Genomic DNA, 25,446 nt, shown 5'->3' with positions numbered 1-25,446 from the left:
TAACGATCAAACTTTGCAACAAGCACTACTTAAGACGCATACCTATCGATCAAGGCATTAATTTGACTCACACATGAACCGCAGTTAGTCCCTGCTCGACATGCCTTTCCAACCGCGTGGGCACTCATACACTGCTGCTTGGTAATTGTTTCGATAATAATATTCTCTCCAACAGCCATACATGAACATACTAATGCACCTGGATCAACATACCCTGTCGCTGGACGACCTGCCAGCAACCACTTATAGCGTTGATTCTCTGGTATCGCATCAGTACTGGCAAAGCAATTGTTAAGCCAATGCATACTGGGTAGCTGCGCCACTTGCGGCGCAAAACAAATGCTGAGCAGTAGCTGATCGCTTGGTATGTCAGACTTTGACGTACTAATCGATGCCCGATCTATCACTTTAGTATTTGCCTCTACCTGCGTCGAGACGAAGCGAAGCTGCTTTGCTTGCTTGCTGCAAGTAAAGGCACTATTGATCGATTTATCGGTGAGAGATGCTTGATAGGTATTGATAAAGTTTTGCCAGTACTTAGGGTCAAGCAGTTTACTGATGACTTTGTCTACAGGACTGGCTAAAGTAATCAAGACGCTATTGGTTTGACGACTTAAACTCCATGTCAATGCGGGTAATGAGTTTGATCTTTCAGAAATTGTATTTGTATCAGAAGAAGGTATCAGCACTCCTTGATCCTCAGGCTCTTTCTCAAAATCCAATAAAGTTTCACGCAGATGCACTATCATGGTGTCTTGTAGATCAGGATGCACCAAAATCTTGCCATAAGTTTTCATCGGTACAGGCATCACGCTGATTGCAGAATTTTTTAATTCAGGCTGTCCTGAATGTGGATCAACGACTGTTGGGATCAGCGTACCTACGCGAGCAAAACGAGCAAAGGCGTTGCTCCAATGCATCGGCATAAAGGCATCGCCTGCACTCATACTGTCGCTGATGGCAACTTGGGCGAGCACCTGACTGTCTGTAGTGGTGCTCGCGACCGTACGCGGCGGCTGGCTATTTATTGATAAGTTTTTCTCATAGCAGGGACGTAGCTGTACATAATCGCCTTGGTCAACACCGAGCTGCTTGGCATCATTTGGATGTACGGTGAGTGTTGGTACAGACTCGTGTTGGTTGAGCTGCGGTGCAAGTCCTGTGCGCGTCATCGTATGCCATTGATCGCGAAGCCTACCTGTAATCAGCCGTAGGTCTAATGCTCCTGAGCTATTCTGATGAAACGTATGACTGCCGTTATTTTTTTTACTATGAGCGCTTTTCAAGCTCAATCGTTGCGTATGCCTATTGGGTATACTGGCGTGACTGGGAGGCGTAATGGCAATAAATTTCGTTTTGCTAGGTGTAATACGTGCGCCGCCCCACTGAAACGGTGTCATGACATCATATGCGTCATGACTGAAAGAGAATACGTTTTTATTTTGCTGCTTAAGATGGTTTGGGCTTTCCTCTATCGATGCTATCGCCCCTACTACCATTGGCGAAAGATCTTTTGCTAAATTAAGATGGCGCGGTTGATTGTTTTCTGATACATCTTGGCTGGTATCATTTCTATAAGCTGTCAGAGCGATATGCTCATTAAATATATCCCTAGGATGCTGATAATCAAACCCTGTCAAACCCATGCGTTTAGCGACTTGCGATAGTATCCACCAGTCAGGCTTTGCTTGTCCGAGTGCAGGCATTAACGCCCGCTGGCGCGAGATGCGGCGCTCCGAATTGGTCACTGTGCCTGATTTCTCCCCCCAACCCTGTGCAGGCAAAACAATATCTGCACACTTAACCGTATCGCTGTCGACGGAGCAGTCAGATACAATCACCAAATCACAGGTAGCCAATGCGCGGCGAAACTTATCAGCCTCAGGCAAGCTGACGACAGGGTTGGTCGCCATAATCCAGATGGCTTTGATACGGCCATCTAGTATGGCATCAGCAGCATCGCAAGCTTTTACCCCAACTTCTGCGGCAAGCGGTTGCGGCGCTTGCCAAAAATCAGCCACCAAATGACGATGCTGCTCGTTGTCTAGGTCTAGATGCGCGGCAAGCAGGTTAGCTAATGCACCGACTTCGCGCCCACCCATCGCATTTGGCTGACCGGTGAGTGAAAACGGACTTGCACCTACTCGGCCCACTCGCCCAGTATACAAGTGAGTATTGATAATGGCATTGACCTTGTCGGTACCACTTGCAGATTGGTTGACACCCATGCTAAATGCCGTGACGGTTTTATCATTTGCAGCGACCAGCGCATAAAACTCCTGTACCAGATCCGCACTGATACCACATGCCGTCGCCACTTTATCAATCGTCCATGTTTTTGCGGCCTCTAAGGCGGGCTTAACATCATGACACTGCTTAAGATAGTCTTTATCACCACAGCCTTCTTGCTCAAGATAATGCAGCAGTCCGTTATATAAGTGCGTATCCGTGCCAACAGCAACGGGCACGTGCAAATCGGCAAATTCACAAGAATCAGTACGACGCGGATCAATCACGATCAGCTTTTTATTAGGATCACGCTTTTTGGCGGCTAAAAACCGTCCGAATAAGATAGGATGACACCACGCCATATTGGAGCCCACCAGCACCAATAAATCACAAGACTCTAAATCTTCATAATTACTAGGCACTAAGTCTGCACCAAAAGCACGCTTATGCCCTGCAACCGCTGAGGACATACAAAGACGCGAATTGGAATCGATATTATTATTACCAATAAAGCCTTTAATGAACTTATTGGCAACGTAGTAATCCTCAGTAAGCAGCTGCCCTGACACATAAAACATTACGCTGTCACGCCCGTGTATCGCGATAGTGTTATTCAAACGACTGGCAATATCATCCAATACTGCCTCCCACGCGGCAGGCTGCGTATCTGTCGGTTGTCCTTTTGCTATTGTTCGCTGTTTGTCTTGATAATAAGGCTGAGTCAACCTGCGTTCAGTGCCCAATGTTTGTGCCAATGCACTGCCTTTTGAGCAGAGTTTGCCGAAGTTTGCTGGATGATCAGGATCACCTGTCACGCTGACTACACCTGCCTCATCGATGTTTGCTAGTACGCCGCAGCCTACGCCGCAGTAAGGACAAGTGGTACGAATAGGACTGATCAAATCCTCAGTGTAAGTTGTAATGCGAGAGGACGGTACGACACTGAGGGCTTGATCGTCATTTAAGATGGTGCTGCTCATGAGGCCTCTCCTATTAGGTGTGCGTCACTTGGCACGGCAGATTCGGGCTCAGCTGCTTCTATTTTCCCTACATCGCAATAGGCTTCGCCAAAGATAAGGTCTTCTTTTATCGAGGATATGTCACTGCCATCAGTGATCAGCTGACTATAAAACCCGCTTTCACTCACATCACCGTATAGTACCGTGCCAATCAGTTTGCTTTCTTTAATGTAGAGACAAAGATAATGATCGAGGCTCGTTTGCTGATAAACCACGCGCTCTATCTGTGCCATTTCACTATCATCAAAAGCAATCTGACCTGCTGAAAAAGCGGCGATGCCAGATACTTTTAATTTTAAAGATAAAGGCTTGCTGATAAAGGGACGCCAGTGGTTTTTGTATTCGGTTATTCGTGAGTCACTACTAAGTCTCCTACTACTTGAGATGTGTGGCGCTTTTAGGACAGAAACCAAAGTATCCACCTGTTGGTTGACAGGGGCTACCATACCGAACAGCTCACCATCCAGTTCTATACACTCACCAATCGCATAGACATGAGGACAGCTTGTATGCATAAAGTTATCTACGAGGATACCTCGGTTAACCTCAAGACCGCTTTGCTGGGCCAGTGTCGTATTGGGGATGACACCAACGGCCATGACAATAAAGTCTGCTGGCAGTGTGCGGCCATCCTTTAACAACAGACCATTAACCTCGTGTTGATCATTGACCGTAATACATTCTGTGTTGGCTAACACCTCCAGCTTGACACTTCGACTGAAGAGCTCTGCTTGTAGCAGATGAGCGGCGGGCATATCAAGCTGTCGGTTGAGAACATGACTATCGACATGAACCACTGTCATATCTGCCCCTTGAGACGCCAAAGCACAAGCGGCTTCCAGACCCAGCACCCCGCCACCAATGACAAGACCCTTTTTTGCTTGGCGCGCGTACTCCGTCAATACCTGCACATCAGCAATCTCTCGAAATACATGAACCCCCTTAGCATCATGATTGGCAAAAGGGATGACGCGAGCTTGTGAGCCAGTAGCAAGCACCAGCTCGGTATAATCCAGGGTTTGTCCATCACTCAATTTGACACGCTGCTTATTGGTTTCGATTGCATCTACCGACGTGCCAGCTAATACCGTGATACCCAATTGCTCATACTCTGCTAGCTCGTATAAATATGTCTCTTCAAAAACCGACTCTCCTGAGAGTACGGGTGACAGCATGATACGGTTGTAGCCCACTTGCGGTTCTTTGCTAATCAGCGTGATGGGTAAATGAGCTGCGCCTTTTTCTTGGCTGCTTTGCTGCTGGGCACGTGCCAGCTCAATGGCAAAACGACTGCCTGCCATCCCAGCGCCTATAATAACGATGCCCGCAGTAGTCTGACGTCTAGAAGAAGAAGCATTGGTAGAGAAAGCAGTATGGTTTGGTTCTGGTGAATCAAGTGACATAGGAAAATCATTCCTTAGCCGCAACACGCAGCGTTGAGTAAAATGGCTTGTCGTACTATTTACGTTTAACAAGGTTTTATGAAAAATAAATCAGCAACGATATGATAATGACAAATTGAATAAAGCAAATGCTGTGCCAAACCAATAAGGGATGACGTATGATCAGCGGTTCAGGGTCTCTGGTATTGTTACTATTATCGGGATTAAAGTCTTGTAAGAACTCGCCAATCGCTTGATACCTTGCCTGCGTACTAGAGTGTAGTGCACGCATCAACGCTTGCTGGCTGGTAGCGGGCACTCGGTTTTGACGCAGGCGCTCGGCAGGTACGATCAGTGAGGCGGATGGGTTCATCAACTCTTGCGAGCTAAATGGTAGCTCACCTGTAAGTAACTCATAACCAATCACGGCAATGGAAAACAAATCAGAATGCACGCCTTTTGGGGCATCGGTGTAATATTCTGGTGCAGCGTAGTGCAAATCGCCATTAGGAGGACGCGTACTGTCTTTTAGTATGGAGGAGCTAGCAGAGCCAAAGTCGATTAACTTGACCGCACCTGATTGAGTTAATAATATATTTTCAGGCTTGATATCTTGATGCAGTAGATAATTCCGATGCATCACACGGACTGCCATGCCGATCTTAGTGAGTAAATCGTAAGTTTGCCAAATATCACAAGGGGCTTGACGATCCATAAAAACTCGTAGGCTCTCCCCTTCGATATATTCCGTTAAATGATATAAATAAGTACTACTGGCAGGCACTGGGTAGTAGCGCAAAAGCCCCGACGCATTAGACGCATTGAAAGTAGTATTCAGTTTTTTAGAGACATCACTGGTTAAAAGAGCGTCATGGGAGGATACGCTATTGGGGTTCACTTGATTGTAAGCGGGTTCACCAATACGTTTGTGCTTGGACAGGCTCAAACCGATTTTACGTTCCTTTAAAAACTCACGTAGATAATGCCCATCAGCAATGACATTGAGACTTGGCGATTTCAAAACAAATGCATGCTGATCGTTATCCTCTACTAAATACACCTCACTGCGAGCCGTACGCGCGATGATTTTTTTGACCACAAAACTATCAATCTGTGCCCCTACTGCCAAGCCCGTTGGTAAGCGATAGTGATTGATATCCTGAGCGTGACTACTGTCGCTATCCACACCCTGATCAAGCGCAATGCCGTTATCTGTTTCTCGGTGCGTTTTACTCTTTATGATTTCATCGTTCATACCGAGCATGATTACACTGAGATTATCGTGGCTACCCTCGCTAAAGGCGTGCTCACATAAACGCTGGCTCATCTGAAGATGGTCGATGATTTGATTGGGACATGCCACTGATTGGTGCATGGCCTGTACCGCAGCACACAGCTCAAACTGTAGCTCTGCTGGCGTAATTGACTCATAAACCCCATCGGTCATGAGCGCCAAACACTCGTTTTGGTGCAAAGTGAACACAGATTGTTGCAGCTCCACTCGTGTGTCAGCACCGATAGCAGCAGACAGGGCTCCTTTATCCCGTCCGTGGTGGATATGATGGTCTTTGGTCAATAGCACCATACTGTCGATACCGATACGATAGATACGAGAATCGCCCGTATGAAACAGATGAATACGGTCGCCTATGCATAGCAATCCTGATAAAGTCGATAATAAAGCTGGCAGGCGCTCATACGCTTGCGGGAAATAAAGCGCATCATTGGCTTGGTGCACCGCCTCCTTAATCACGATGGCAACTTGATCGTCATCAAAGCGGTGTAGTAGATTTGGCGATTGCTCTTGCGCTTTGCTTGCAGAGTTTCTTTGCGATTCGCTTGATGCCTCATTTGCTTGCACCCTATCTGTCTGTACCATCTCTGCAAGTTTTGAGGTGATATAGTGTGTCACTGTGTTTATCACTGACTGACTGGCTTGTTTGGGAAACTGGCAAGCACTGACCCCATCAGCCATTAGCACCAATAAAGGCGCTGTAAAAGAGGGATGATCGCCACTATGCGCTGACGATGATGAAAAGGATGATAACGATGGGAACCCATAAGGCAAGCAGGTCGTTATGAGTAGGCTATCTTGGTTCTCAGCTTTGCGTCCTGCCATCGTAAAAAAATCAGGCAGCCACAATGCAACGTCCGCATCATGGCTGCTTACTTGATTTGTTTGTTTAGGCGCTTGTTTGACGCTCTCATGCATAATTTAGCTCACTTGTATTTGAGCAAAGCTGCCATCTGGCATCTCTTCAATGATGACGCCTTCAGGCTCTTTTAATAAAAACAGCGCCAAGAAGCCAACCACAGCCGTTGCAGCAATCACAAAGAAAAACACCTGATACGATACCAGACTCAGTACGGTCAAATAGATCACTGACCCGACGTTACCGTAGGCGCCTGTCATCCCTGCAAACTGCCCGGTCATACTACGTTTAATCAAAGGAATCACAGCAAACACCGCACCCTCACCCGCCTGTACAAAGAAAGAGCAGAACATAGTAATCAACAGCGCAAGCGCGATCGGCCATGAAGAGTCAACGATACCCATCAACAGATAACCAACAGCCAAACCTGCGGTGAGAATCAAAAGAGTGATTTTACGACCGAATTTATCACTCAACCAGCCACCGCCAGGACGCGACATCAGATTCATAAAGGCGTAGCTTGATGCCAAGACACCTGCCATGACAATCGATAAGTTAAAAGTCTCTTGATAAAAAAGCGGCAACATAGATACCACGGCCAACTCTGAGCCAAAAGTCGCAAAGTATAAAATATTCAAAATACCGACTTGCTTAAAGTCATATCGGTGAGCTTTTGGCACAGGTGTGGTAAATACTTCCTTATTAAAACGATAACTACTGATAAATTCATAAACATATAACACCACCAACGCAATATAGACAATGTTGACACTTGCCTGACTCAGCAAACTCACACCAGCTGGTGATAATTTCCACGCCAATAAGCCCAATGCCAAATACATAGGCAGTTTAAATACCATCATGAGCCAGAAGTCACCTGATGAAGTCACCATCATGGCACCCGATTTTTTAGGTTTGAAATATGTGGCGCCCTTAGGGGTATCACGTACCATCTTATAAAAAATCACACTATAGAGCAGCATAACCATCCCTGAGGTAGCCGTTGCATAACGCCAACCTTCCTCACCGCCAAAGACGGCAGCGGCCGCAATAGCGACTGTCGGTAGTAGCAGTGCCGCGGCGGCAGAGCCGAAATTTCCCCAGCCCCCATAGATACCTTCAGCTGTACCCAGCTCATTGGCAGGGAACCAGTCACTCATGAGACGAATGCCAACCACAAACCCTGCACCAACAAAACCCAATAAAAAGCGTGATAGGGCTAGCGTATTGTAGTCTTGTGCAAAAGCGAAGGTGAAACAGGGAATTGCCCCAATGGCTAAAATTGCAGTGTAAACAAGCCGAGGACCAAAGCGATCGGTCAACATGCCAATGATGACCCGAGCTGGGATAGTCAAGGCAACATTTAATATCAATAAAGTTTTTACCTGGTCTTTGGTGAGGTTCAAACTCTCTCCAATCGCAGATAAGAATGGTGCATGGTTAAACCACACAAAAAAGGTGAAAAAAAACGCCATCCACCCAAGATGGAGAATTTTGTTTTTACCGCTAAAAGAAAAGATATTCAGGTTGTTTTTATTTGGCACATCAGGTTTCGATAAAGGCATAGACGATTTCCTCAAATGGCTAACATTAAAGTTATAAAAACACGTTATGAGTCAGAAACTTATCAGTTGCGACCATTAAGAGAGTGCAATGGATGTGCCAGCTGCAAATATAAAATTGACATAGATATAAAACATCATCTTTTTTAATAGGGCTACGCTTTGTACCAGATGGCTCTAAAGGCATCCCAATTAAATAATATTGCTTAGATAAAACTAAGTTACCTCTCGATTAAGTAAAGTAAGCGATGCACCTTTAAAGTGACAATCAAAACCAATTTGGTGCATTTTCGCAACTATTTTGGTGCATAGAATATAAATGATAGTTGCTAAAAAGATTATGTTAAGCAACTACTTATAACAGAAAATAGTATCGCCAAAAGTACTGGCATGACCTTATAAACTGGTAAGGCTACATATTTTTTAACTATATAAGGGTTCGATAATTGAATGTCATTAATTGTGTTTGGCACGATTATTGAGGGCTTAATAGTTATAGGCATCTAAGTATTAACGACTATCTATCATTGAACCATCTAAAAATTAACTTGCGACTTTTGGATGGGACATTAGATGAAAGTATTTAAGCAAACCCATTACTGAGGATAGGCATATGAGTAGCACTATAGTAAGTACGATGAATAAAGCTAAATTAGTGGTGATTGGTAACGGTATGGTGGGACATCACTTTATCGAGCGAGCCATAGAGCAAGGCTTACACGATCAGTTTGAGATTCACGTATTTGCTGAAGAGGATCGCCCAGCTTATGACCGGGTGTATCTATCGAGCTATTTTGAACATAAAGATGTGAGTAAACTAAACTTAGTGGACTTGAGCAGGTATGAGGATGCGCAGATTCAGTTGCATCTCAATCAGCGAATCACAAACATCGATGCCGCCAATCAATGTATCAGCACGGAAGACGGTACCCAGATAGACTATGCTGAATTGGTATTAGCAACAGGCTCCTATCCGTTTGTGCCGCCAATTCCAGGGCGCGAGCATCCGCACTGTCATGTCTATCGTACGATTAAAGATTTGGATGATATTCTCAGTACTGCTGAGAAGCCAAAAGTCAAAAAAGGTGTTGTGGTCGGGGGTGGCCTGCTTGGCCTTGAGGCAGCCAAGGCCCTAGTCACACTAGGATTAGAGACTTACGTAGTCGAGTTTGCGCCTCAGCTGATGGGTGTACAGCTCGATGCTGCTGGCGGTGATATTTTAAAGCGTAAAATTGAAGGCCTTGGCGTCAAAGTACTAACAGGTAAAAATACTAAGGCCATTATCGACAATACCCTATCGGATGAAGCATCGTGTCATTTAACCATGCAGTTCGCTGATGATACCTCATTAGATACCGACATGATCGTCTTTAGTGCGGGTATTCGTCCGCAAGATGGCATTATCAAAAGCAACCCTGAATGCGGTATTGAAATCGGCACCCGTGGCGGTATTCTGATTGATGAAGCCTGCCGTACCAATGCCCCGAATGTATATGCCATTGGAGAGTGCGCCGTATGGGACAACACCGTTTTTGGCTTGGTCGCGCCAGGTTATAGCATGGCCAGTATTTGCGCCGCTCAAATTGCAGGCGATCACGCTCAGACCTTTACAGGCGCTGACATGAGCACCAAGCTCAAATTGATGGGTGTAGATGTGGGCAGTATCGGCGATGCGCACGGTGCAACAGAAAACAGTTTGAGCTATTTATACCAAAACCCTGCTGAGGGTATCTATAAAAAACTGGTAACCACAGCGGATAATAAGCGGCTACTGGGCGCTGTATTGGTAGGTGACACTGAGGATTACAACAATCTCTTGCAGCTATTTCTAAACGATATTGACCTGCCTACCCATCCTGAAAGCCTGATCCTACCCAACGTAGAAAAACCCACCATGGGTATCGAGAACCTGCCCGATAGCGCCACGATTTGCTCTTGTTACAACGTCACCAAAGGTGCTATTTGTGCCGCCGTTGAAGACGGTGCCTATACCATGGCAGAGGTAAAATCATGTACCAGTGCCGGTACAGGCTGTGGTGGCTGTGCGCCCATGGTGAAAGACACATTAGGTTATCAACTAACCGCGCTTGGTTTTGAAGTCAATAATGATCTGTGTGAGCATTTTGCTTACTCGCGTCAGGAGTTGTATAGTTTGATTCGAGTACAAGGCATTAAGACATTTGATGCGCTATTAGATGAGCACGGTAGTGGTCATGGCTGCGAGATTTGCAAACCAACTGTCGCCTCTATTTTGGCGTCTTGCTGGAATGATTATGTACTCAAACCCGAACTCACGCCACTGCAAGACAGCAACGATTACTATCTAGGCAATATTCAAAAAGATGGCACTTATTCGGTCGTGCCGCGCGTGCCTGGCGGTGAAATCACTGCGGATAAACTCATCATACTCGGACAAGTCGCCAAAGAGTTCAATCTGTATACCAAAATCACTGGCGGTCAGCGCGTCGACTTATTTGGCGCACGTTTAGACCAACTGCCCGATATCTGGACCCAACTGGTAGATGCTGGGTTTGAGACAGGGCATGCTTATGGTAAATCTCTGCGTACAGTGAAATCTTGTGTGGGCAACAACTGGTGTCGCTACGGTGTCGATGACAGTGTGGGTTTAGCACTTAGACTAGAAGACCGCTACAAAGGAGTACGCTCACCACACAAAATAAAAATGGGCGTATCTGGATGTACCCGTGAGTGCGCTGAAGCGCAAAGCAAAGATTTTGGAATTATTGCCACTGAAAAAGGCTGGAATCTCTTTGTCTGCGGTAATGGTGGCATGACCCCGCGTCATGGCGAGCTATTCGCAACGGATCTTGATACGGATACAGTTGTCAAATATATCGACCGTATTATCATGTTTTATATCAAGACCGCAGATAAGCTTCAACGTACCTCTAAATGGCGCGAGAGCCTTGACGGTGGACTTGAGTATCTACAGGCCGTTATTATTGAGGACAGTTTAGGTATCGCTGAGGAGCTAGAGTCACAGATGCAACTCCTCATCGACAACTATGTTTGTGAATGGAAAGCCACCATTACTGATAGTGAAAAGCTCAAACGTTTCCGTCATTTTGTTAATAGTGAACAAGGCGATGACAATGTGGTATTCGTCACTGAGCGAGAGCAGATTCGCCCTGCAACCGATATGGAAAAGACGCAAATAAAAGTGACCGAATTGGCGTAATCTTAACGTGTCGGCGTCTATTAATATTAGACGCTAAATAATATTTTTTGTTATTGGTCTCATTTATATTTTACTATTAAGGATCTTCTGATGGCTCAGCTCACTGTGTGCAAAATCAATGATATTATTCCCGAAACAGGTGTCTGTGCGCTCGTAAACGGAAAACAAGTGGCTATTTTTTGTACCAAGCAGACACAGTTATTTGCGCTTGATAATTATGATCCGTTCAGTCAAGCCAACGTCTTGTCTAGAGGTCTGATTGGCGGCACGACTATTACCAACGAGGATGGCTCTGCTGAAAATGTGCTATATGTCGCCTCACCTATTTATAAGCAGCGCTTTAATCTTGTCACAGGTCAATGCTTAGATGATGAAAACATTATACTCGACACGTATAAAGTCGAGCTTGAGGGGAGCGATGTCATCGTAAAATATAACTAGGTATTTGTGTGTCTAGCACATACTACCTTCTAGACTATTTAAGCAGCCTTCGGCTTTAAGAGTCGAAGGCCGTTTTATTCTTCATCAAACCTTTTGTCATTCCCTAATAAATTAATAAAACTGATATCTGCTAGGAAGTTATCGATATTAAACAAGACTAGAAAAGCTATTTGTGACCATTTATAAATAAACACTAAAATGATAATGCACATTTATCACATAGGAGTAAGATATCTTGCTTTATTTTCTACAACCAATAACTGCACAGTAGATGTATAACAAAGTCTAAGCGCTTTTATCATCTTGAGCAATCAGCTTGAGCTCTATGTTGGTCCCCTGTACATACAAAGAAGATCTTGTAGATGCAACCCTCTCATAAAGTTAAGACTTCCTTATCGTATCGAATATTTTAGACCTTCATAATGGAACCACTCATATTATGTCACTGAATGGGTTGTCTCTATTACCGCTTATTTGTATACTTTATTGCTGCCATAGCAGACTTGAACAATATAGTTTTTATCATAAAACCAATTCATAACTCGTACTGCGCCCTGATGCTACGGATTTTTGCATCATATCCTTCTCTATTAAATCATTAATATCTCTTAGTGCCGTGTCTATAGAACACTTAGTCATGGTCGCCCATTTTTTAGTGGTAAGTTTGCCATAAAAATCAGTCAGCAAAATATTTAACATCTTCACTTGCCTATCATTTAAAGCATGCTGTCGATGCGTCTGCCAAAAGCCTGCCTTATTGATAATTTTATCCGTGGTTTCTTGAGCTATAATGAGGGATTGCTCTAGCGTTTGCAAAAACCACACCAGCCAATCCGTGATATCTTTATCACCTTTTTGCGTACGTTCTAGTATTTTGTAATAGTCGTTGCGCTGTTTAAGAATTTGCGCTGACATACTATAAAAGCGTTGGGCACTGTTATCGCTTTTTGCCAGCATTCGTTCTGTGAGTGCTCGTGTTAGTCGTCCGTTTCCATCATCAAATGGATGCAGAGTCACAAACCATAAATTGAGCAACACCTGCTTTTATGACCAAATCTATATCGTCTTGCTTATTTGACGAAGTATTAAACCATAATAGAAACTTGTCTAGCTCATCTGGCAACCTATCTGCACTGGGGGCAGCAAAATGAACCTGCTCACGACCATACCCACCAGACACTACTTGCATTGGTCCTTTACTATCATCACGGATACTGCCTGCTTGAATACGATAAAGCCCACTATATCCATTTGGAAATAATGCTCGATGCCATCCGAGTAGATCATCTAATAATAACAGTTGTTGATAACGATAGGTGGCACTTAGCATCATCTCTACCATTGCATCGATCTCACGAGTAGTGGTTGGCATACTGGCATTATCCAGCCCTAAGTGCCGCGCAACTGAAGAACGAACCTGCTCATCATTTAGCGTCTCACCTTCTATCTCAGAAGTTTTGATAATCTCTAAGGTCACCGCATCTAATTGTGCCTCAACATTCAGATCGAACCCTAGTGTTAGTAGCTTTCCTAATAAACGGCCTTGTAATATCCGCACACGACTGACGAGTGGCAATAGCTTCTTTCTTGTCCGACCATTGCCATTCAGTCCAATTTGAGTGCTCATGAATATAAGTAGTATGCTTCATACGTTCCCCAGAGATATGCAGAGATTAGAACAGTAATCTCCTTATGTTATGCAGAGAATAAGCAGTAGAAACAATACGTAGAAATTCAAAAACGACAATAGCAGACGTAATAAGAATAGATTCTCAACGAACAAACATAGTTTTTTTGTTCTGAGAATGGCTTGAGTAGAGGTAAAAACACTATGAAAATACAGTGCCCAAATACGAGTTAAATTTTATATAATAGTAATTTACTTCCTATTTTTTTACTAGTTTAATAGACTTCTTGCATAAGTCATCGTCAGCCCTTGTAACTCTGTCAGTGGAAGTCAATGAACTGGTACTTTTGCAACAGATCTAATAACTATAGGTCAGTAAAATCAGTGTATGTAAGATAACGTCACTTCTTACATTTTCGTCGATCTACCTTGACATGGTAGAGGGTACTGCCTTTCATTCAAAATTTCAGGCAGCACCCTCATACATTTAAGCGTCGGTATGACCTGGTAGTTTACTAGCCAAAACATCTACTTTTTCAATAGACGGTGGCTCTGAAAATAGCTCATCGGCCTGATCCATCAAAGCAGCTGCAACCTTGCCAGATAAATGTGCTTGGCGACCCGCCTCATCAGGAAATGCATCAAAAATACCAAATGTTGTAGGTCCAAGACGTAGGCCAAACCACGCAACTGTCGCAGGTTCTTCCATTACAATAGGTAAACCGCCTTTAAGGAAAGCTTCCACTTCGTCTTCTTTACCCGGTTTAGCTTCAAGACGGACATATAAAGCTGTTTTAAGCATGACTAAAACTCCATAATTATTAGAATGAAAACTGATTCTGACATTCCTAATATATGCATGTCAGAAAGTTTTGTTGTATAAAAGTTAAAAAAAATTCCCCTAGCTGAGCCAAAATCTGGGTTTTTATTTCGACATAATGCTATTGTTGCAGAATTGCACCACATTCCACATTGTCTTCTAACGCTTTCTCAATCGCTTGCGGCTGACCTTTGATCTTTCTGACGCGTAGAAGAATCTTTTTTTGTCTTCAACCTCATTAGGCATCAGACCTCCTTATTTGCTAGCACTATTACTACAGTACCCATAGTATAAAAAAGCAATATTTTTTATAAACCTTAAAAATTTAGGTAGTGTTTCAAATGCAGTGATAAAATTATCCCATTGATTACTTGAAATTCGGGTAGAGTAAATACTTAACTGTTTCAACTAGCTACAAACCTGTTACACTTATGTTTTGAATCTACTTTCTATACTTGAAGTGTTAACAGACTCTATACAAAATCCGAGAAATATATGAGTGCAGAAGCCACATCTATCAACCTTTTATCCCCTGTCATACTGAGCTATGCTGAAGAAACCGTACAACTAAACTTGGTAAACTAAGCGTATTAACTGGAGTTTACCATGACCAAGAAAGTAAGAACCTACAGTGACGAATTTAAAGCAGAAGCCGTTAAGAAGATAGCAGACAATAACGGTAATGTTTCAGCCACAGCCAAGCAACTTGGCATAGCGATGCAAACGTTATCGAACTGGCAGAACAAAGCCAATCAAGGCAAGCTTATTGGCACAGAGCAATATGATCCTGATCTTATGAGTGCTCTTCAAGAAATAAAGCAGCTCAAGCGGCAGCTTAAAGTAGCTGAAGAGGAGCGCGAAATTCTAAAAAAGGCGACGGCGTACTTTGCAAAGCACAGCTAGTCAGGTACGCCTTTATCAAAGATAACCAGCACTTCTTTAGCATCACCACTATGTGCCGCGTGCTAAGTGTTAAGCATTCAAGTTACTACGACTGGCTGGGTCGTAATCTCAGCGACCAACAGATACATCGCAATCAGTGTGAACTACTGGTTAAAGTCGCTCATACTCAGACCAAGCAGTGCTATGGCGTAGATCGACTGCATGCCCACCTAAGAGCGCAAGGGTACGATATCAGCCAATATATGGTTAGGAGCATCAAAGAAGAATACGGCATTAAATGCCGTCTTCACAAGCGCTTTAAAGTCACCACTGACTCCGATCATAACAAGCTGGTTTATCCAAACGTGCTGGATCAGAAGTTTGATGCAAACCGTCCTAATGAAGTATGGGTAAGCGATATTACTTATATCTGGACTGCTGAGGGCTGGCTGTACTTGGCAGGCGTTAAAGATTTATACACCAAAGAGCTTGTTGGTTATGCGATCAACAAACGCATGACTGCTGATTTAGTATGCCGTGCACTCAATATGGCAATTAAAAATAAACGACCCAGCAAAGGGCTAATCGTTCACTCTGACAGAGGCAGCCAGTATTGCAGCCATGCCTACCACAAGATCGTTAAGCAGCATCAGTTTACAGGTTCAATGAGCGCTAAAGGTAATTGCTTCGACAATGCTCCAATAGAAAGCTTCTGGGGCGTCTTAAAGAATGAGCTGGTATATCACCAGGATTATAAGACTAGATTTACAGCTATCAACGATATCATTAGATACATCGAGCTGTACTACAACCAAACAAGGATTCAAAAGGGCTTGGGCTATAAATCGCCAAGACAGGTGTGGTTTGATTATTATCGTCAGGCTGCGTAACTAAAATCTCCCAAGTTTAACTGTACGGAATTGACAGCAGGGATCATACTGCTCACAGCGGCAGTGATTTCAGTCCCCTTAATCAAGCGCCTAGGATTAAGCTCGGTATTGGGATATTTAATTGCAGGATTGATTATTGGTCCATTTGGACTAGCGTTTTTCTACGATTCTGCGTCTATTCTGCATGTTGCTGAGCTTGGTATTGTGATGTATCTGTTTGTGATTGGACTAGAAATGCGTCCATCGTATTTATGGAGTTTAAGAAAAGAAATTTTTGGATTAGGCACATTACAGATTAGTGCCTGTTCATTGGGGTTAATGGCGGTAGGCTTGGCCTATGGCTATTCTTGGCAGGTGAGTTTTGTATGTGCTGCAGGCTTTGTACTCACCTCGACTGCAATTGTGATGCAACTTTTGGGAGATCGTGGAGACATTGCTCAACCACGAGGACAAAAAATTGTCTCGATCCTGCTGTTTGAAGATTTGTTGATTGTCCCTTTATTGGCAATTGTCGCTTTTATCGCACCGAATCAAGTTGTTGAAAGTACTTCTGCGCGTTTGCAGAGCATTGGGATTGGGTTAATATCAATTGCAGGTTTAATCGCTGCAGGCTATTGGTTGCTCAACCCTTTATTTCGTTTATTAGCCGCAGCCAAAGCCCGCGAAGTCATGACTGCAGCAGCACTCTTAGTGGTACTCGGCGCAGCATTACTGATGCAAGTTAGTGGCTTATCGATGGCAATGGGGGCATTCCTTGCAGGGGTATTACTCTCCGAATCCACTTTTCGCCATGAGATTGAAGCAGATATTGAACCGTTTCGTGGCATATTGCTCGGATTATTTTTTCTGGGCGTCGGCATGTCATTAGACCTTAACGTCATAAAAAATAACTGGGCGTTAATTTTAAGTGCTGTACTTGTGCTGATGTTTGTCAAAGCATCCATCATTTATCTGACTGCAAGCCTGGCCAAAAGTTCACACTCTGAAGCACTCGATCGCGCATTACTAATGGCTCAAGGGGGGGAGTTTGCTTTTGTACTCTTTGCTGCCGCCTTGAGTGCTCAAATCATTAGTGCTGAGGAAAGCTCAAATCTGACTGCGATTGTAATCTTGTCGATGATTTTGACCCCGATTGTTGGCATTCTGTTTGAACGTTTTATCCAAACTACAGAACAAACTTCTTTAGAGAATATCCGTGTTGCTGAAGGACTTTCTGGAAAAGTCCTGATGATTGGTTTCGGTCGTTTTGGACAAGTCTCCAGTCAATTGCTGCTTGCTCGAGGCATTGATGTGTCCATCATTGATAATGATATCGATATGATTCAAAACGCTGAAAGATTTGGATTTAAAATTTATTATGGCGATGGTTCTCGTTTAGATATTTTACATGCCTCTGGAGCAGATACGGCTGAAGCCATTGTTGTTTGCGTAGACCACAAAGAAACGACGAATAAAATTGTAGAGTTGGTGCAAAATGAATTTCCTATGGCCAAGTTACTGGTTCGCTCTTATGACCGTGAGCATGCGCTGCATTTAGTAAAACAAAATGTGGATTACATGATACGCGAAACCTTCGAGTCGGCAATGCTATTTGGCGGTGCAATTTTAGAAGAACTGGGTGTTGACCAGAGTGATGTTGAAGACATTAGCCAAGAAATCCGAGAACTAGACAAAGAACGTTTTGGAACTGAAACTGCAGCAGATGATGTCTATGCTGGTATCGGCTTGCAATATACAGGACCGCGTCCGACTGCACCTTTAATTAAACCAAAGCACACAGGGCAAATGCTGAATGAAGATGGCACTCAGCAATAATTTCACGTATTAAACCCAAATAAAAAAGAGGTCTGTGTAGATCTCTTTTTTGGTAAGCATCTGCTGAACCCTACTTCTTTAGTGAGCGGATAATATTTATTATTCATTATTTAGGAATTATTAAATCCTATAAATATCATTTATTGGATTAATTTACTTTGGTATTGTGCATATCATCCCCCAGTTAAGAATAAGGAACAACTATGAGTAAGATGATGAATGCGCTTATCCTAGAAAATTTTGGTGATCATGAATTTAAACGTGTAGAGCTCCCTATACCTCAGCCAGAGGCTGGGCAAGTTCTAGTACGTATTCATGCGAGTGGTGTAAACCCTATTGATTATAAAATTCGTCTTGGTGAAGCACCATATGCTGTGCCAGAGCTTCCTGCCGTGTTGGGAACGGATATGGCTGGGGTTGTAACTGCTGTGGGTGAAGGTGTCACTCACTTCAACGTCGGAGATGAAGTTTACGGTCTGATTGGTGGCGTTCGTGGTCTTCAAGGATCTTTAGCAGAATATGTTGCAGTAGATGCTGATCTGATCGCATTAAAGCCACGCAATATCTCTATGCGCGAGGCAGCAGTACTACCATTGACGTTCCTCACCGCTTGGGAAGGTTTGGTGGATAATGCGAAGGTCCAACCAGGGCAAACTGTACTGGTTCAAGGTGGTGCTGGTGGCGTTGGTTATATGGCGGTTCAGCTTGCAAAAGCACTTGATGCAAATGTTTGGGCGACTGGTCGTACAGCTGATCAATCACTGATTTCAGAACTCGGTGCAACACCTCTCGATTACACAACAGCATCTTCCGATGACATTATTGCTGCAAGTCCTGAGGGTCAAGGTTTTAACATTGTTTATGACACTGTGGGTGGTCCAGTACTCGAAGCGTCACTTTCCATGACGACTCACTATGGCCACATCACCAGCTGTGCTGCATTTGGCAATCATAACTTAGCGAATTCATCTCTACGGTGTGCCACAGTGTCTGGCGTATTCGTCCTAATGCCGACGTTAACAGGGAATCGCCGTTCTCATCATGGTGATATCCTTAAGACCGCGACTCGTCTCGTTGAGGAAGGTAAACTGCGTGCTATTGTTGATCCTCGTCATTTTACTCTAGACCAAGCGATTGAGGCTCATGATGCTGTTCAAAATCGCTCTGCCAATATTAAGGTAGTTATCGATGTCATTTAACGCACTTCAGGCCAAGACTTGGCGCTTCAATTGTATTGGAGATACAGATGTTCTGACATTAGAAACACTTCCTGTTGCTTTACCAGCCGCAGGAGAAGTTCTAATACAGATGAAAACGATCGGACTCAACCGGGCTGATGTAATGTTTCGGCGTGGTACTTATATTCAAAAGGCAGTATTCCCTTCTCGTCTGGGATATGAGGGAGCAGGCATAGTTCTTGCGATAGGTGAAGGTGTACGCCAATTTTCTCCAGGAGATGCAGTATCGATTCTTCCGACTGATAATCTAGCCAAATATGGGACATATGCGGACAAGCTTCTGATTCCAGAAAATTTTTTAGTTCACAAACCCGATAGTTTAAGCTGGGAAGAAGCTTCTTCAATCTGGATGCAGTATTTGACGGCTTGGGGTGGTGTCATCCATGCTGGTGGATTATCGAAAGGAAAAACGATCTTGATCACAGCAGCTTCAAGTAGCGTAGGACTAGCTGCGATACAGATAGCTGAAGCAGCGGGTGCTAAGGTCATTGCAAGTACACAGACGATAGAGAAAAAGCAACGTTTACTGGATCTTGGTGTTAAAGATGTTATAGCCAGTGAAGATGAACCCGATTTGTATGAGGCGCTTGTTTTACGTTTAGGTGGAGAACATCTTGATGTCGCCTTCGATGCTGTAGGAGGGCCACATATTGAACAGATTGCAAAAGCGATGTCTGTGGGAGGAACTATGGTTATGCATGGTGCACTTAGCCCGGAGAACACACCATTTCCCCTTAAAATTGCATTACGCAAGAGCTTAACCATGCGAGGTTTTTTGTTCCTTGAGGTTCTCCATGACTCTGTTCTAAGGGAGCAAGCCAGACGATTTATTCTGAGCAGTATAGGTGCAGGATATCTTCGTCCAGTGATCGACCGTTGCTTTAACTTTGAGGACATGCATGACGCTCAGCGCTATCTTGAATCAAATCAGCAAATAGGAAAAATTGTAGTTACTCTAGATACATGATGGTCTTATCTGATGTCTACTTTCTAGAAAAAAGGTTAGGCGTGTCCCTAATTCAAGCGTTATGACTAAATGGGGACACACCCTAGTTCCATCTGATTCAAGTTTCTATACGGCCCAGCACTTCCACTAAGTAATCAAACAATGCTCGGATTCGCAAAGGTGTCGGGCCCCGCTGTGGACGATATAAATACAGGCGCCAAACAGGAGAGGTTTCCTCATGAAGTATATGAATGAGCTTACCACTCCTAAGCCACGGCAAAACTAGAAATCCAGGCATGTGTCCGAATCCAACTCCAGCGAGAATCGCTTGAAATTCAGCTTCTAGATCATCTGTAATAAAACGGGGCTTTGATGGCGTAAAGCTTCGACTTTCGGTGAATGTCCATGGCCAGTAACGCCCTGTTTTATGATCGATTAGTGCTGTTAGAGGGTATTTATCAAGGTCAATAATTTTTTTGGGCATTCCAACCTTATCAATTAACTCTGGCGTACCCACAGAATAAAATTTCACTTTAGCCAATTCCCTTGCCACATATCGATTGTCCGGCAAAAATCCAAATCTGATCCCGATATCTATCCGCTCATCGATCACATCCGAGTGTGAATCTGTTAGCACACAATCCACGACAATATCTGGATAACGTGTGGCAAATTCTGCTAGTGCAGGTACTACCAATTTACGCCCTAACACAGACGACACAGTAAGACGGACAGTCCCACTCATTTCATCTCGTTTTTCCTTGGTGTCTTTTACGAGCAAAGCATCGATCGATTCCACCGCAAGACATGCTTGCTTTGCCAGACGCTCACCATCAGCGGTAATTTTAATTTGTCGAGTACTCCTGTAAAACAGAATCTCTCCGCGCTGTTCTTCTAGCTCTTTTATTGCCCGTGTCACTACCTGTGGGGAAATACCCAGCTGAGTTGCTGCCTCTTTAAAATTTCGAGACTCTGCTGCGACACAAAAGATACGCATCATTTCCAATTTGTTCTGCATGTCAATCCTGTGTTATGGTAATTATTCCGTAAATAGGAATTCTGAAAGATAATATTATTCATTTATTATACCTAACAAGGCTGTAATACTTAACCCTCAAATATAATTGACAGATAGGTTAAAGGTTACTTGTATGAATAATATAGAAAATAAAGTTATTGTTATCACTGGTGCAAGTAGTGGTTTAGGTGAAGCTACTGCTCGCTTACTTGCTAAAAAAGGTGCAAAGGTTGTCATTGGTGCTAGACGTACTGAAAAATTAGAGGCTATTGTTCAAGACATTCGTGCTGAAGGTGGTCAAGCTGAATTTATTGGTGCGGATGTAACCAAACCAAATGAAGTGCAAGCACTTATTGAAAAGGCATTAAGCGCATTTGGTCAAATCGATGTATTGGTAAACAATGCTGGATTGATGTCTATTGCACCATTAAGTGAGCTAAAAGTTGATGAATGGGATCGTATGATCGACATTAATATTAAAGGTGTTCTTTATGGAATAGCAGCTGCCCTACCTGTTTTCCAAAAACAAAACTTTGGACACTTTATTAATCTCTCATCTGTTGCAGGGGTAAAAGTATTTAGTCCAGGAGGTACTGTTTATAGCGGTACTAAGTTTGCTGTAAGAGCCATCTCTGAAGGCCTTCGTCATGAAGTTGGAGAAACAATTCGAACGACTACTATTGAGCCTGGTGCAATTGAGTCAGAACTAAAATTCGGTTCTTCTCATAAAGAAAGTTCAGAGTTTGTTACTGATTTCTACAAACAAGCCATACCATCTGACTCAGTCGCTCGAGCAATTGCTTATGCAATTGAACAGCCTGCGGATGTAGATATTAATGAAATTGTTTTGCGCCCAACGAGCCAAGAGTTTTAATGATTGAATAACATAAAATGGGAGCACTTCGCTCCCATTTTTACTCTATTTTTTTAAAGTTGAGGACAAATCTATGAAAGCCGTATCGTATGTTATCAAAAACCATGATGATTTTAAAAATTCATTGGTAGATATTGAAAAAGCGAAGCCTACACTTAAGGAACGTGATGTACTGGTAAAAGTTCAGGCAAACTCTGTGAATCCAGTTGATACCAAAGTGAGAAAAAATTCGTCTGAAGCAGACGATCGTATTTTAGGTTGGGATGCCGTTGGGGAAATTATTGAAATTGGCTCAAAAGTTACCTCGTTTAAAGTAGGAGACTCTGTTTGGTATGCTGGCGATTTAACCCGAGATGGTAGTAATGCTGAGTATCAAGCAGTCGATGAACGAATTATCAGTCTTAAACCAACTACAGTATCTAATGCAGAAGCAGCAGCATTGCCATTAACTGCAATAACGGCATGGGAAATGCTGTTTGATCGGCTTCAAATTTCAGAAACAGAAGTTGGCAGTATTTTAATTATTGGTGGTGCAGGTGGTGTAGGATCAATCGCTATCCAACTTTTAAAAGCAAAAACAAATCTGACCGTTATAGCAACAGCGTCACGTGAAGAAACGAAATCTTGGGTGGAATCACTTGGTGCCGACCATGTCATTGATCATAGCAAAGATTTAAATGCACAAATCGAGACACTAGGCATTGCAAAACCAAAATACGTATTCTCTACCAATCATACAGAGACCTATATCGAGCAAATAGTTTCTCTGATTGCACCACAAGGCAAGCTTGGATTGATCGATGATCCACAAACCTTTGATATTATGCCGTTTAAGACTAAATCTATTTCTATTCATTGGGAGTTGATGTTCACCCGTTCAATGTATGAAACCGATGATATTGAAAAGCAAGGTGAATTGCTGCAACAAGTTGCCCAATTGGTTGACCAGCAAAAAATTAGAAGTACCCTCAACCAAAATCTAGGCAGCATTAACGCTGCAAACTTGGAGACGGCACATAAGCTGCTTGAATCAGGCAAGTCAAAAGGCAAAATTGTACTAGAAAACTTCTAGGGCGTGTCCCTAATTCAAACGTTTATGACTAAATGGGCTAAAAATGGCTAAATCTTTGGGAAATGGTGTCAAATAGCTGGCCAATATCTTGATATTATCTGCGCTATTTTCCTTGTTTGCCTGCGATTTATCTCATTTTTATCACCATTTTTAAAATAGGGACAAGCCCTAAAACAAATTCAAGGTGAAATAATGACTATTTCAATAATTGCGAACTTTAAGGCAAAATCAGATCAAAAAGAGACGTTAGAAGCGCTTTTAAAAAGTGTAATAGAGCCTACGCTTCAAGAAGAAGGATGCTTGAAATATGAGCTTTATATTAGCGAAAATGACTCGAGTAGATATTTCTTCTTAGAAGAATGGCGTAGCAGGGAGGATTTAGATATCCATATGGCCACTGATTATATTCAAAGTTTATTTGGTAATATCCAATCGCTCATTGAATCAAGTGATATTGTAGAAATCAAAAAAATATAGCTGTATTCGGACATTATGATGAAGTATTCTTCAAAATAACATAGAGACTTAGAAGAGAGCTTCCCAAACTTTGTGTAACTGCTTATATTCCACTAACCGGAGAATAAGCAATGACGACTCAATCTGACCTTAAAAAACTGGCCGAGCAAACTGCTGGTAGTATGAACAGCTTCGATGATATCAAATACTTCCAGAAGCAGCTCATGCAATCTTTTATCGACACTGCCTTAGAGGCTGAGATAAGATCATCTCGGCTACCTCAAACATGAGAAAGCCGATAAACCTAATAAGCGTAACGGGCACACTAAAAAGACCGTCCACAGTGACACAGGCGATCTTGAGATATCTACCCCAAGAGACCGTGATGGTGACTTTGAGCCTGTGCTGGTCAGTAAGCATCAAACCCGTATCTCAGGTCTCGATGATAAAATCATATCGTCACTACAGGCATAGTCTTCCGTCTTGCGCTTCGAGCAAGTGTGCCCCACACACTTACTTATCCTCGCTCATACGCCAAGGGTCAAACCACCACCGAGATTGTAGAGAGCATTAAAGAGCTCTACGATGTCGACATCTCAAGCAGCTTGGTTGCAAGAGTCACCGATAACATATTAGAGGACATCACCGCTTGGCAGAACCGGCCGCTGAGCAGGCATCTTCGAGGTGGTCGATGCCGAGTCAACACTGGACGTCTGCTTTGAATCGTTTTATGATTATGTTCGATGAGCGCGTTAGTAAGCATTTAATCTAAATGGCAGTGACACAGAATTCAGGATACTCTCTTCTGCTGTCGAGCTTATAATGTCTATATCCAAGAAATAGGTTTAGAACGGCTTAAAAATATAATTCCCTAGTATCGACTATATTTATAAACACTTTTTATCCCCTCATTTTGTGTACTTGTAGGTATACTTTGCGAGCGTCATTCGAGGTTTTCAATGCTTAAACAACATCGACAAGCACTGGTGGTTGAAGGCGGCGGCATGCGTGGCGCATTTAGCAGTGGTGTCTTAGACGCCTTTTTACAACAACAATTCAATCCTTTTGATCTGTGTGTGGGCGTCTCTTCAGGTTCAACTAACGTTGCTAACTATTTGGCCGCACAACAAGGCCGCACCCTGCATATTTACTTGGATCATTCTCTTCGATCTGAATTTATTCATTATGGCCGTTTCCTTAGGGGCGGTGACTTACTGGATCTAAAGTGGATGTGGGATGTGGTGGAGCAAGAATATCCACTGGATCAGGCACAATTATTTGCCAACCATGCTGAGTTTTACATGGTGTTAACACATGCTATTTCAGGACAGGCAACCTACATCAAAGCGGCTAAAGACAATATTTTGGATGGATTAAGGGCATCAAGCTCTATCCCAGTGCTGACCCGCCAAGCGGTCGAGATATTTGGTGAGCCTTATTTTGATGGTGGTGTGGCAGATGCTTTGCCCGTACAGTGGGCGGCTGGGCAAGAGAATATTGATAAGCTCATGGTCATACGTACTCGCCCGCAAAACTACGTTAAAGCAAGCAGTAAAGGCGATCAGCTATTGGCTAAATATTATACTAAGCAACGATATGGTTTTGCCCAAAGCTTGTTGACGCGAACCCAACGCTACAACGACTCGGTACAATTTTTACAGACGCCATCATCACAGAAAATTTTAGAGATTTGTCCACCAGACTTAAAAAACATGGCGAGTCGATTGTCCAAAAATAAAGCCAAAATCCGTTATAGCTATGATGTGGGACTAGAAATTGGACACAAGGCGATTGAAGATTGGCATCAGCTTTAACCTTTTTAT

18 protein-coding genes and 3 pseudogenes are annotated in these 25,446 nt (G+C 43.3%); 12 read left to right on the top strand and 9 right to left on the bottom strand.

What is annotated here, in order from left to right; all coding sequences use genetic code 11:
- Positions 1 to 29: 29 nt before the first annotated feature.
- The 4 genes from GYK50_RS03875 to GYK50_RS03860 all read right to left on the bottom strand — a co-directional run bounded on the left by GYK50_RS03875 (position 30) and on the right by GYK50_RS03860 (position 8,348).
- Positions 30 to 3,209, bottom strand: coding sequence for a nitrate reductase (locus GYK50_RS03875; protein ID WP_186474051.1), 3,180 nt, complete (start codon positions 3,207 to 3,209; stop codon positions 30 to 32).
- Positions 3,206 to 4,651, bottom strand: coding sequence for an NAD(P)/FAD-dependent oxidoreductase (locus tag GYK50_RS03870; RefSeq protein ID WP_212564302.1), 1,446 nt, complete (start codon positions 4,649 to 4,651; stop codon positions 3,206 to 3,208). The genes GYK50_RS03875 and GYK50_RS03870 overlap by 4 nt, the downstream gene beginning before the upstream one ends.
- A 76-nt stretch (positions 4,652 to 4,727) precedes the next feature.
- Entirely contained in the window at positions 4,728 to 6,842 is a 2,115-nt protein-coding gene (locus GYK50_RS03865; protein WP_223333122.1) for a bifunctional protein-serine/threonine kinase/phosphatase, read from the bottom strand.
- 3 nt (positions 6,843 to 6,845) lie between these two features.
- Entirely contained in the window at positions 6,846 to 8,348 is a 1,503-nt protein-coding gene (locus tag GYK50_RS03860; protein ID WP_212564301.1) for a NarK family nitrate/nitrite MFS transporter, read from the bottom strand.
- A gap of 610 nt (positions 8,349 to 8,958) precedes the next feature.
- Between GYK50_RS03860 and nirB the strand changes: the two genes are divergently transcribed.
- Both nirB and nirD read left to right on the top strand, forming a co-directional pair.
- Positions 8,959 to 11,544, top strand: a complete 2,586-nt coding sequence (gene nirB / locus GYK50_RS03855; RefSeq protein ID WP_286708430.1) for a nitrite reductase large subunit NirB — start codon at positions 8,959 to 8,961, stop codon at positions 11,542 to 11,544.
- Positions 11,545 to 11,634: 90 nt separating this feature from the next.
- Positions 11,635 to 11,985 (top strand): nitrite reductase small subunit NirD, encoded by a 351-nt coding sequence (gene nirD / locus GYK50_RS03850; RefSeq protein WP_186474045.1) that lies wholly within the window; start codon positions 11,635 to 11,637, stop codon positions 11,983 to 11,985.
- Positions 11,986 to 12,507: 522 nt separating this feature from the next.
- On the opposite strand, the gene GYK50_RS12840 is transcribed toward nirD, so the two are convergent.
- The 4 genes and pseudogenes from GYK50_RS12840 to GYK50_RS03835 all read right to left on the bottom strand — a co-directional run.
- Positions 12,508 to 12,900 carry a Fic family protein gene (locus tag GYK50_RS12840; RefSeq protein WP_286708432.1) on the bottom strand — a complete coding sequence of 131 codons (393 nt, stop codon included), beginning with the start codon at positions 12,898 to 12,900 and terminating at the stop codon, positions 12,508 to 12,510.
- A gap of 82 nt (positions 12,901 to 12,982) precedes the next feature.
- Positions 12,983 to 13,612, bottom strand: a complete 630-nt coding sequence (locus GYK50_RS12835) for a DUF4172 domain-containing protein (RefSeq protein ID WP_267448023.1) — start codon at positions 13,610 to 13,612, stop codon at positions 12,983 to 12,985.
- Positions 13,613 to 14,099: 487 nt separating this feature from the next.
- A complete protein-coding gene (locus tag GYK50_RS03840) occupies positions 14,100 to 14,414 on the bottom strand; it encodes a putative quinol monooxygenase (protein WP_058024906.1) in 315 nt (104 codons plus the stop codon).
- Between the two features lie 142 nt (positions 14,415 to 14,556).
- A pseudogene (locus GYK50_RS03835) lies at positions 14,557 to 14,678 on the bottom strand (metal-sensing transcriptional repressor); the annotation flags it as partial.
- Between the two features lie 360 nt (positions 14,679 to 15,038).
- On the opposite strand from GYK50_RS03835, the gene GYK50_RS03830 reads away from it, so the two are divergent.
- The 4 genes from GYK50_RS03830 to GYK50_RS03815 all read left to right on the top strand — a co-directional run bounded on the left by GYK50_RS03830 (position 15,039) and on the right by GYK50_RS03815 (position 20,224).
- Positions 15,039 to 16,204 (top strand): IS3 family transposase gene (locus tag GYK50_RS03830; RefSeq protein WP_093068646.1). Its coding sequence is split into 2 segments (ribosomal slippage): positions 15,039 to 15,297 and positions 15,297 to 16,204, totalling 1,167 coding nucleotides; the frame shifts between segments, so codons are not numbered across the junction.
- Positions 16,205 to 16,234: 30 nt separating this feature from the next.
- Positions 16,235 to 18,019: a monovalent cation:proton antiporter-2 (CPA2) family protein gene (locus GYK50_RS03825; RefSeq protein WP_212564300.1), complete on the top strand. Its 1,785-nt coding sequence runs from the start codon at positions 16,235 to 16,237 to the stop codon at positions 18,017 to 18,019.
- A gap of 203 nt (positions 18,020 to 18,222) precedes the next feature.
- Positions 18,223 to 19,218 (top strand): zinc-dependent alcohol dehydrogenase family protein, encoded by a 996-nt coding sequence (locus GYK50_RS03820; protein WP_212564299.1) that lies wholly within the window; start codon positions 18,223 to 18,225, stop codon positions 19,216 to 19,218.
- Positions 19,208 to 20,224, top strand: a complete 1,017-nt coding sequence (locus GYK50_RS03815; protein WP_212564298.1) for a zinc-dependent alcohol dehydrogenase family protein — start codon at positions 19,208 to 19,210, stop codon at positions 20,222 to 20,224. The genes GYK50_RS03820 and GYK50_RS03815 overlap by 11 nt, the downstream gene beginning before the upstream one ends.
- A gap of 97 nt (positions 20,225 to 20,321) precedes the next feature.
- On the opposite strand, the gene GYK50_RS03810 is transcribed toward GYK50_RS03815, so the two are convergent.
- Positions 20,322 to 21,221: a LysR family transcriptional regulator gene (locus GYK50_RS03810; RefSeq protein WP_212564297.1), complete on the bottom strand. Its 900-nt coding sequence runs from the start codon at positions 21,219 to 21,221 to the stop codon at positions 20,322 to 20,324.
- 133 nt (positions 21,222 to 21,354) lie between these two features.
- On the opposite strand from GYK50_RS03810, the gene GYK50_RS03805 reads away from it, so the two are divergent.
- From GYK50_RS03805 to GYK50_RS03785, 6 genes and pseudogenes are all read left to right on the top strand, one after another.
- Positions 21,355 to 22,095, top strand: coding sequence for an SDR family oxidoreductase (locus tag GYK50_RS03805; protein ID WP_212564296.1), 741 nt, complete (start codon positions 21,355 to 21,357; stop codon positions 22,093 to 22,095).
- 73 nt (positions 22,096 to 22,168) lie between these two features.
- Positions 22,169 to 23,167 carry a zinc-binding alcohol dehydrogenase family protein gene (locus GYK50_RS03800; protein ID WP_212564295.1) on the top strand — a complete coding sequence of 333 codons (999 nt, stop codon included), beginning with the start codon at positions 22,169 to 22,171 and terminating at the stop codon, positions 23,165 to 23,167.
- 192 nt (positions 23,168 to 23,359) lie between these two features.
- Positions 23,360 to 23,644, top strand: coding sequence for a putative quinol monooxygenase (locus GYK50_RS03795; protein ID WP_075107531.1), 285 nt, complete (start codon positions 23,360 to 23,362; stop codon positions 23,642 to 23,644).
- A gap of 110 nt (positions 23,645 to 23,754) precedes the next feature.
- Positions 23,755 to 24,082, top strand: a pseudogene (locus GYK50_RS12830) (transposase); the annotation flags it as partial.
- A gap of 71 nt (positions 24,083 to 24,153) precedes the next feature.
- Positions 24,154 to 24,294: pseudogene (locus GYK50_RS12825) on the top strand (transposase); the annotation flags it as partial.
- Between the two features lie 288 nt (positions 24,295 to 24,582).
- Positions 24,583 to 25,437: a patatin-like phospholipase family protein gene (locus GYK50_RS03785; RefSeq protein ID WP_212564294.1), complete on the top strand. Its 855-nt coding sequence runs from the start codon at positions 24,583 to 24,585 to the stop codon at positions 25,435 to 25,437.
- The last annotated feature ends 9 nt before the right edge of the window (positions 25,438 to 25,446 follow it).

This window comes from Psychrobacter pacificensis (genome assembly GCF_018336615.1).
In the GTDB taxonomy this organism is placed as follows: Bacteria; Pseudomonadota; Gammaproteobacteria; order Pseudomonadales; family Moraxellaceae; genus Psychrobacter; species Psychrobacter pacificensis.
This window is presented reverse-complemented; position numbering and strand designations above follow the sequence as displayed.

Bases quoted from the DNA above. Each gene is read 5' to 3' on its own strand.
- nirB (WP_286708430.1), top strand. From the start codon at position 8,959: ATGAGTAGCACTATAGTAAGTACGATGAATAAAGCTAAATTAGTGGTG.
- GYK50_RS03800 (WP_212564295.1), top strand. From the start codon at position 22,169: ATGAAAGCCGTATCGTATGTTATCAAAAACCATGATGATTTTAAAAAT.
- GYK50_RS03840 (WP_058024906.1), bottom strand. From the start codon at position 14,414: ATGCTTAAAACAGCTTTATATGTCCGTCTTGAAGCTAAACCGGGTAAA.
- nirD (WP_186474045.1), top strand. From the start codon at position 11,635: ATGGCTCAGCTCACTGTGTGCAAAATCAATGATATTATTCCCGAAACA.
- GYK50_RS03860 (WP_212564301.1), bottom strand. From the start codon at position 8,348: ATGCCTTTATCGAAACCTGATGTGCCAAATAAAAACAACCTGAATATC.
- GYK50_RS03795 (WP_075107531.1), top strand. From the start codon at position 23,360: ATGACTATTTCAATAATTGCGAACTTTAAGGCAAAATCAGATCAAAAA.
- GYK50_RS03865 (WP_223333122.1), bottom strand. From the start codon at position 6,842: ATGCATGAGAGCGTCAAACAAGCGCCTAAACAAACAAATCAAGTAAGC.
- GYK50_RS03805 (WP_212564296.1), top strand. From the start codon at position 21,355: ATGAATAATATAGAAAATAAAGTTATTGTTATCACTGGTGCAAGTAGT.
- GYK50_RS12840 (WP_286708432.1), bottom strand. From the start codon at position 12,900: ATGTCAGCGCAAATTCTTAAACAGCGCAACGACTATTACAAAATACTA.
- GYK50_RS03870 (WP_212564302.1), bottom strand. From the start codon at position 4,651: ATGTCACTTGATTCACCAGAACCAAACCATACTGCTTTCTCTACCAAT.
- GYK50_RS03815 (WP_212564298.1), top strand. From the start codon at position 19,208: ATGTCATTTAACGCACTTCAGGCCAAGACTTGGCGCTTCAATTGTATT.
- GYK50_RS03810 (WP_212564297.1), bottom strand. From the start codon at position 21,221: ATGCAGAACAAATTGGAAATGATGCGTATCTTTTGTGTCGCAGCAGAG.
- GYK50_RS12835 (WP_267448023.1), bottom strand. From the start codon at position 13,612: ATGAGCACTCAAATTGGACTGAATGGCAATGGTCGGACAAGAAAGAAG.
- GYK50_RS03875 (WP_186474051.1), bottom strand. From the start codon at position 3,209: ATGAGCAGCACCATCTTAAATGACGATCAAGCCCTCAGTGTCGTACCG.
- GYK50_RS03785 (WP_212564294.1), top strand. From the start codon at position 24,583: ATGCTTAAACAACATCGACAAGCACTGGTGGTTGAAGGCGGCGGCATG.
- GYK50_RS03820 (WP_212564299.1), top strand. From the start codon at position 18,223: ATGAGTAAGATGATGAATGCGCTTATCCTAGAAAATTTTGGTGATCAT.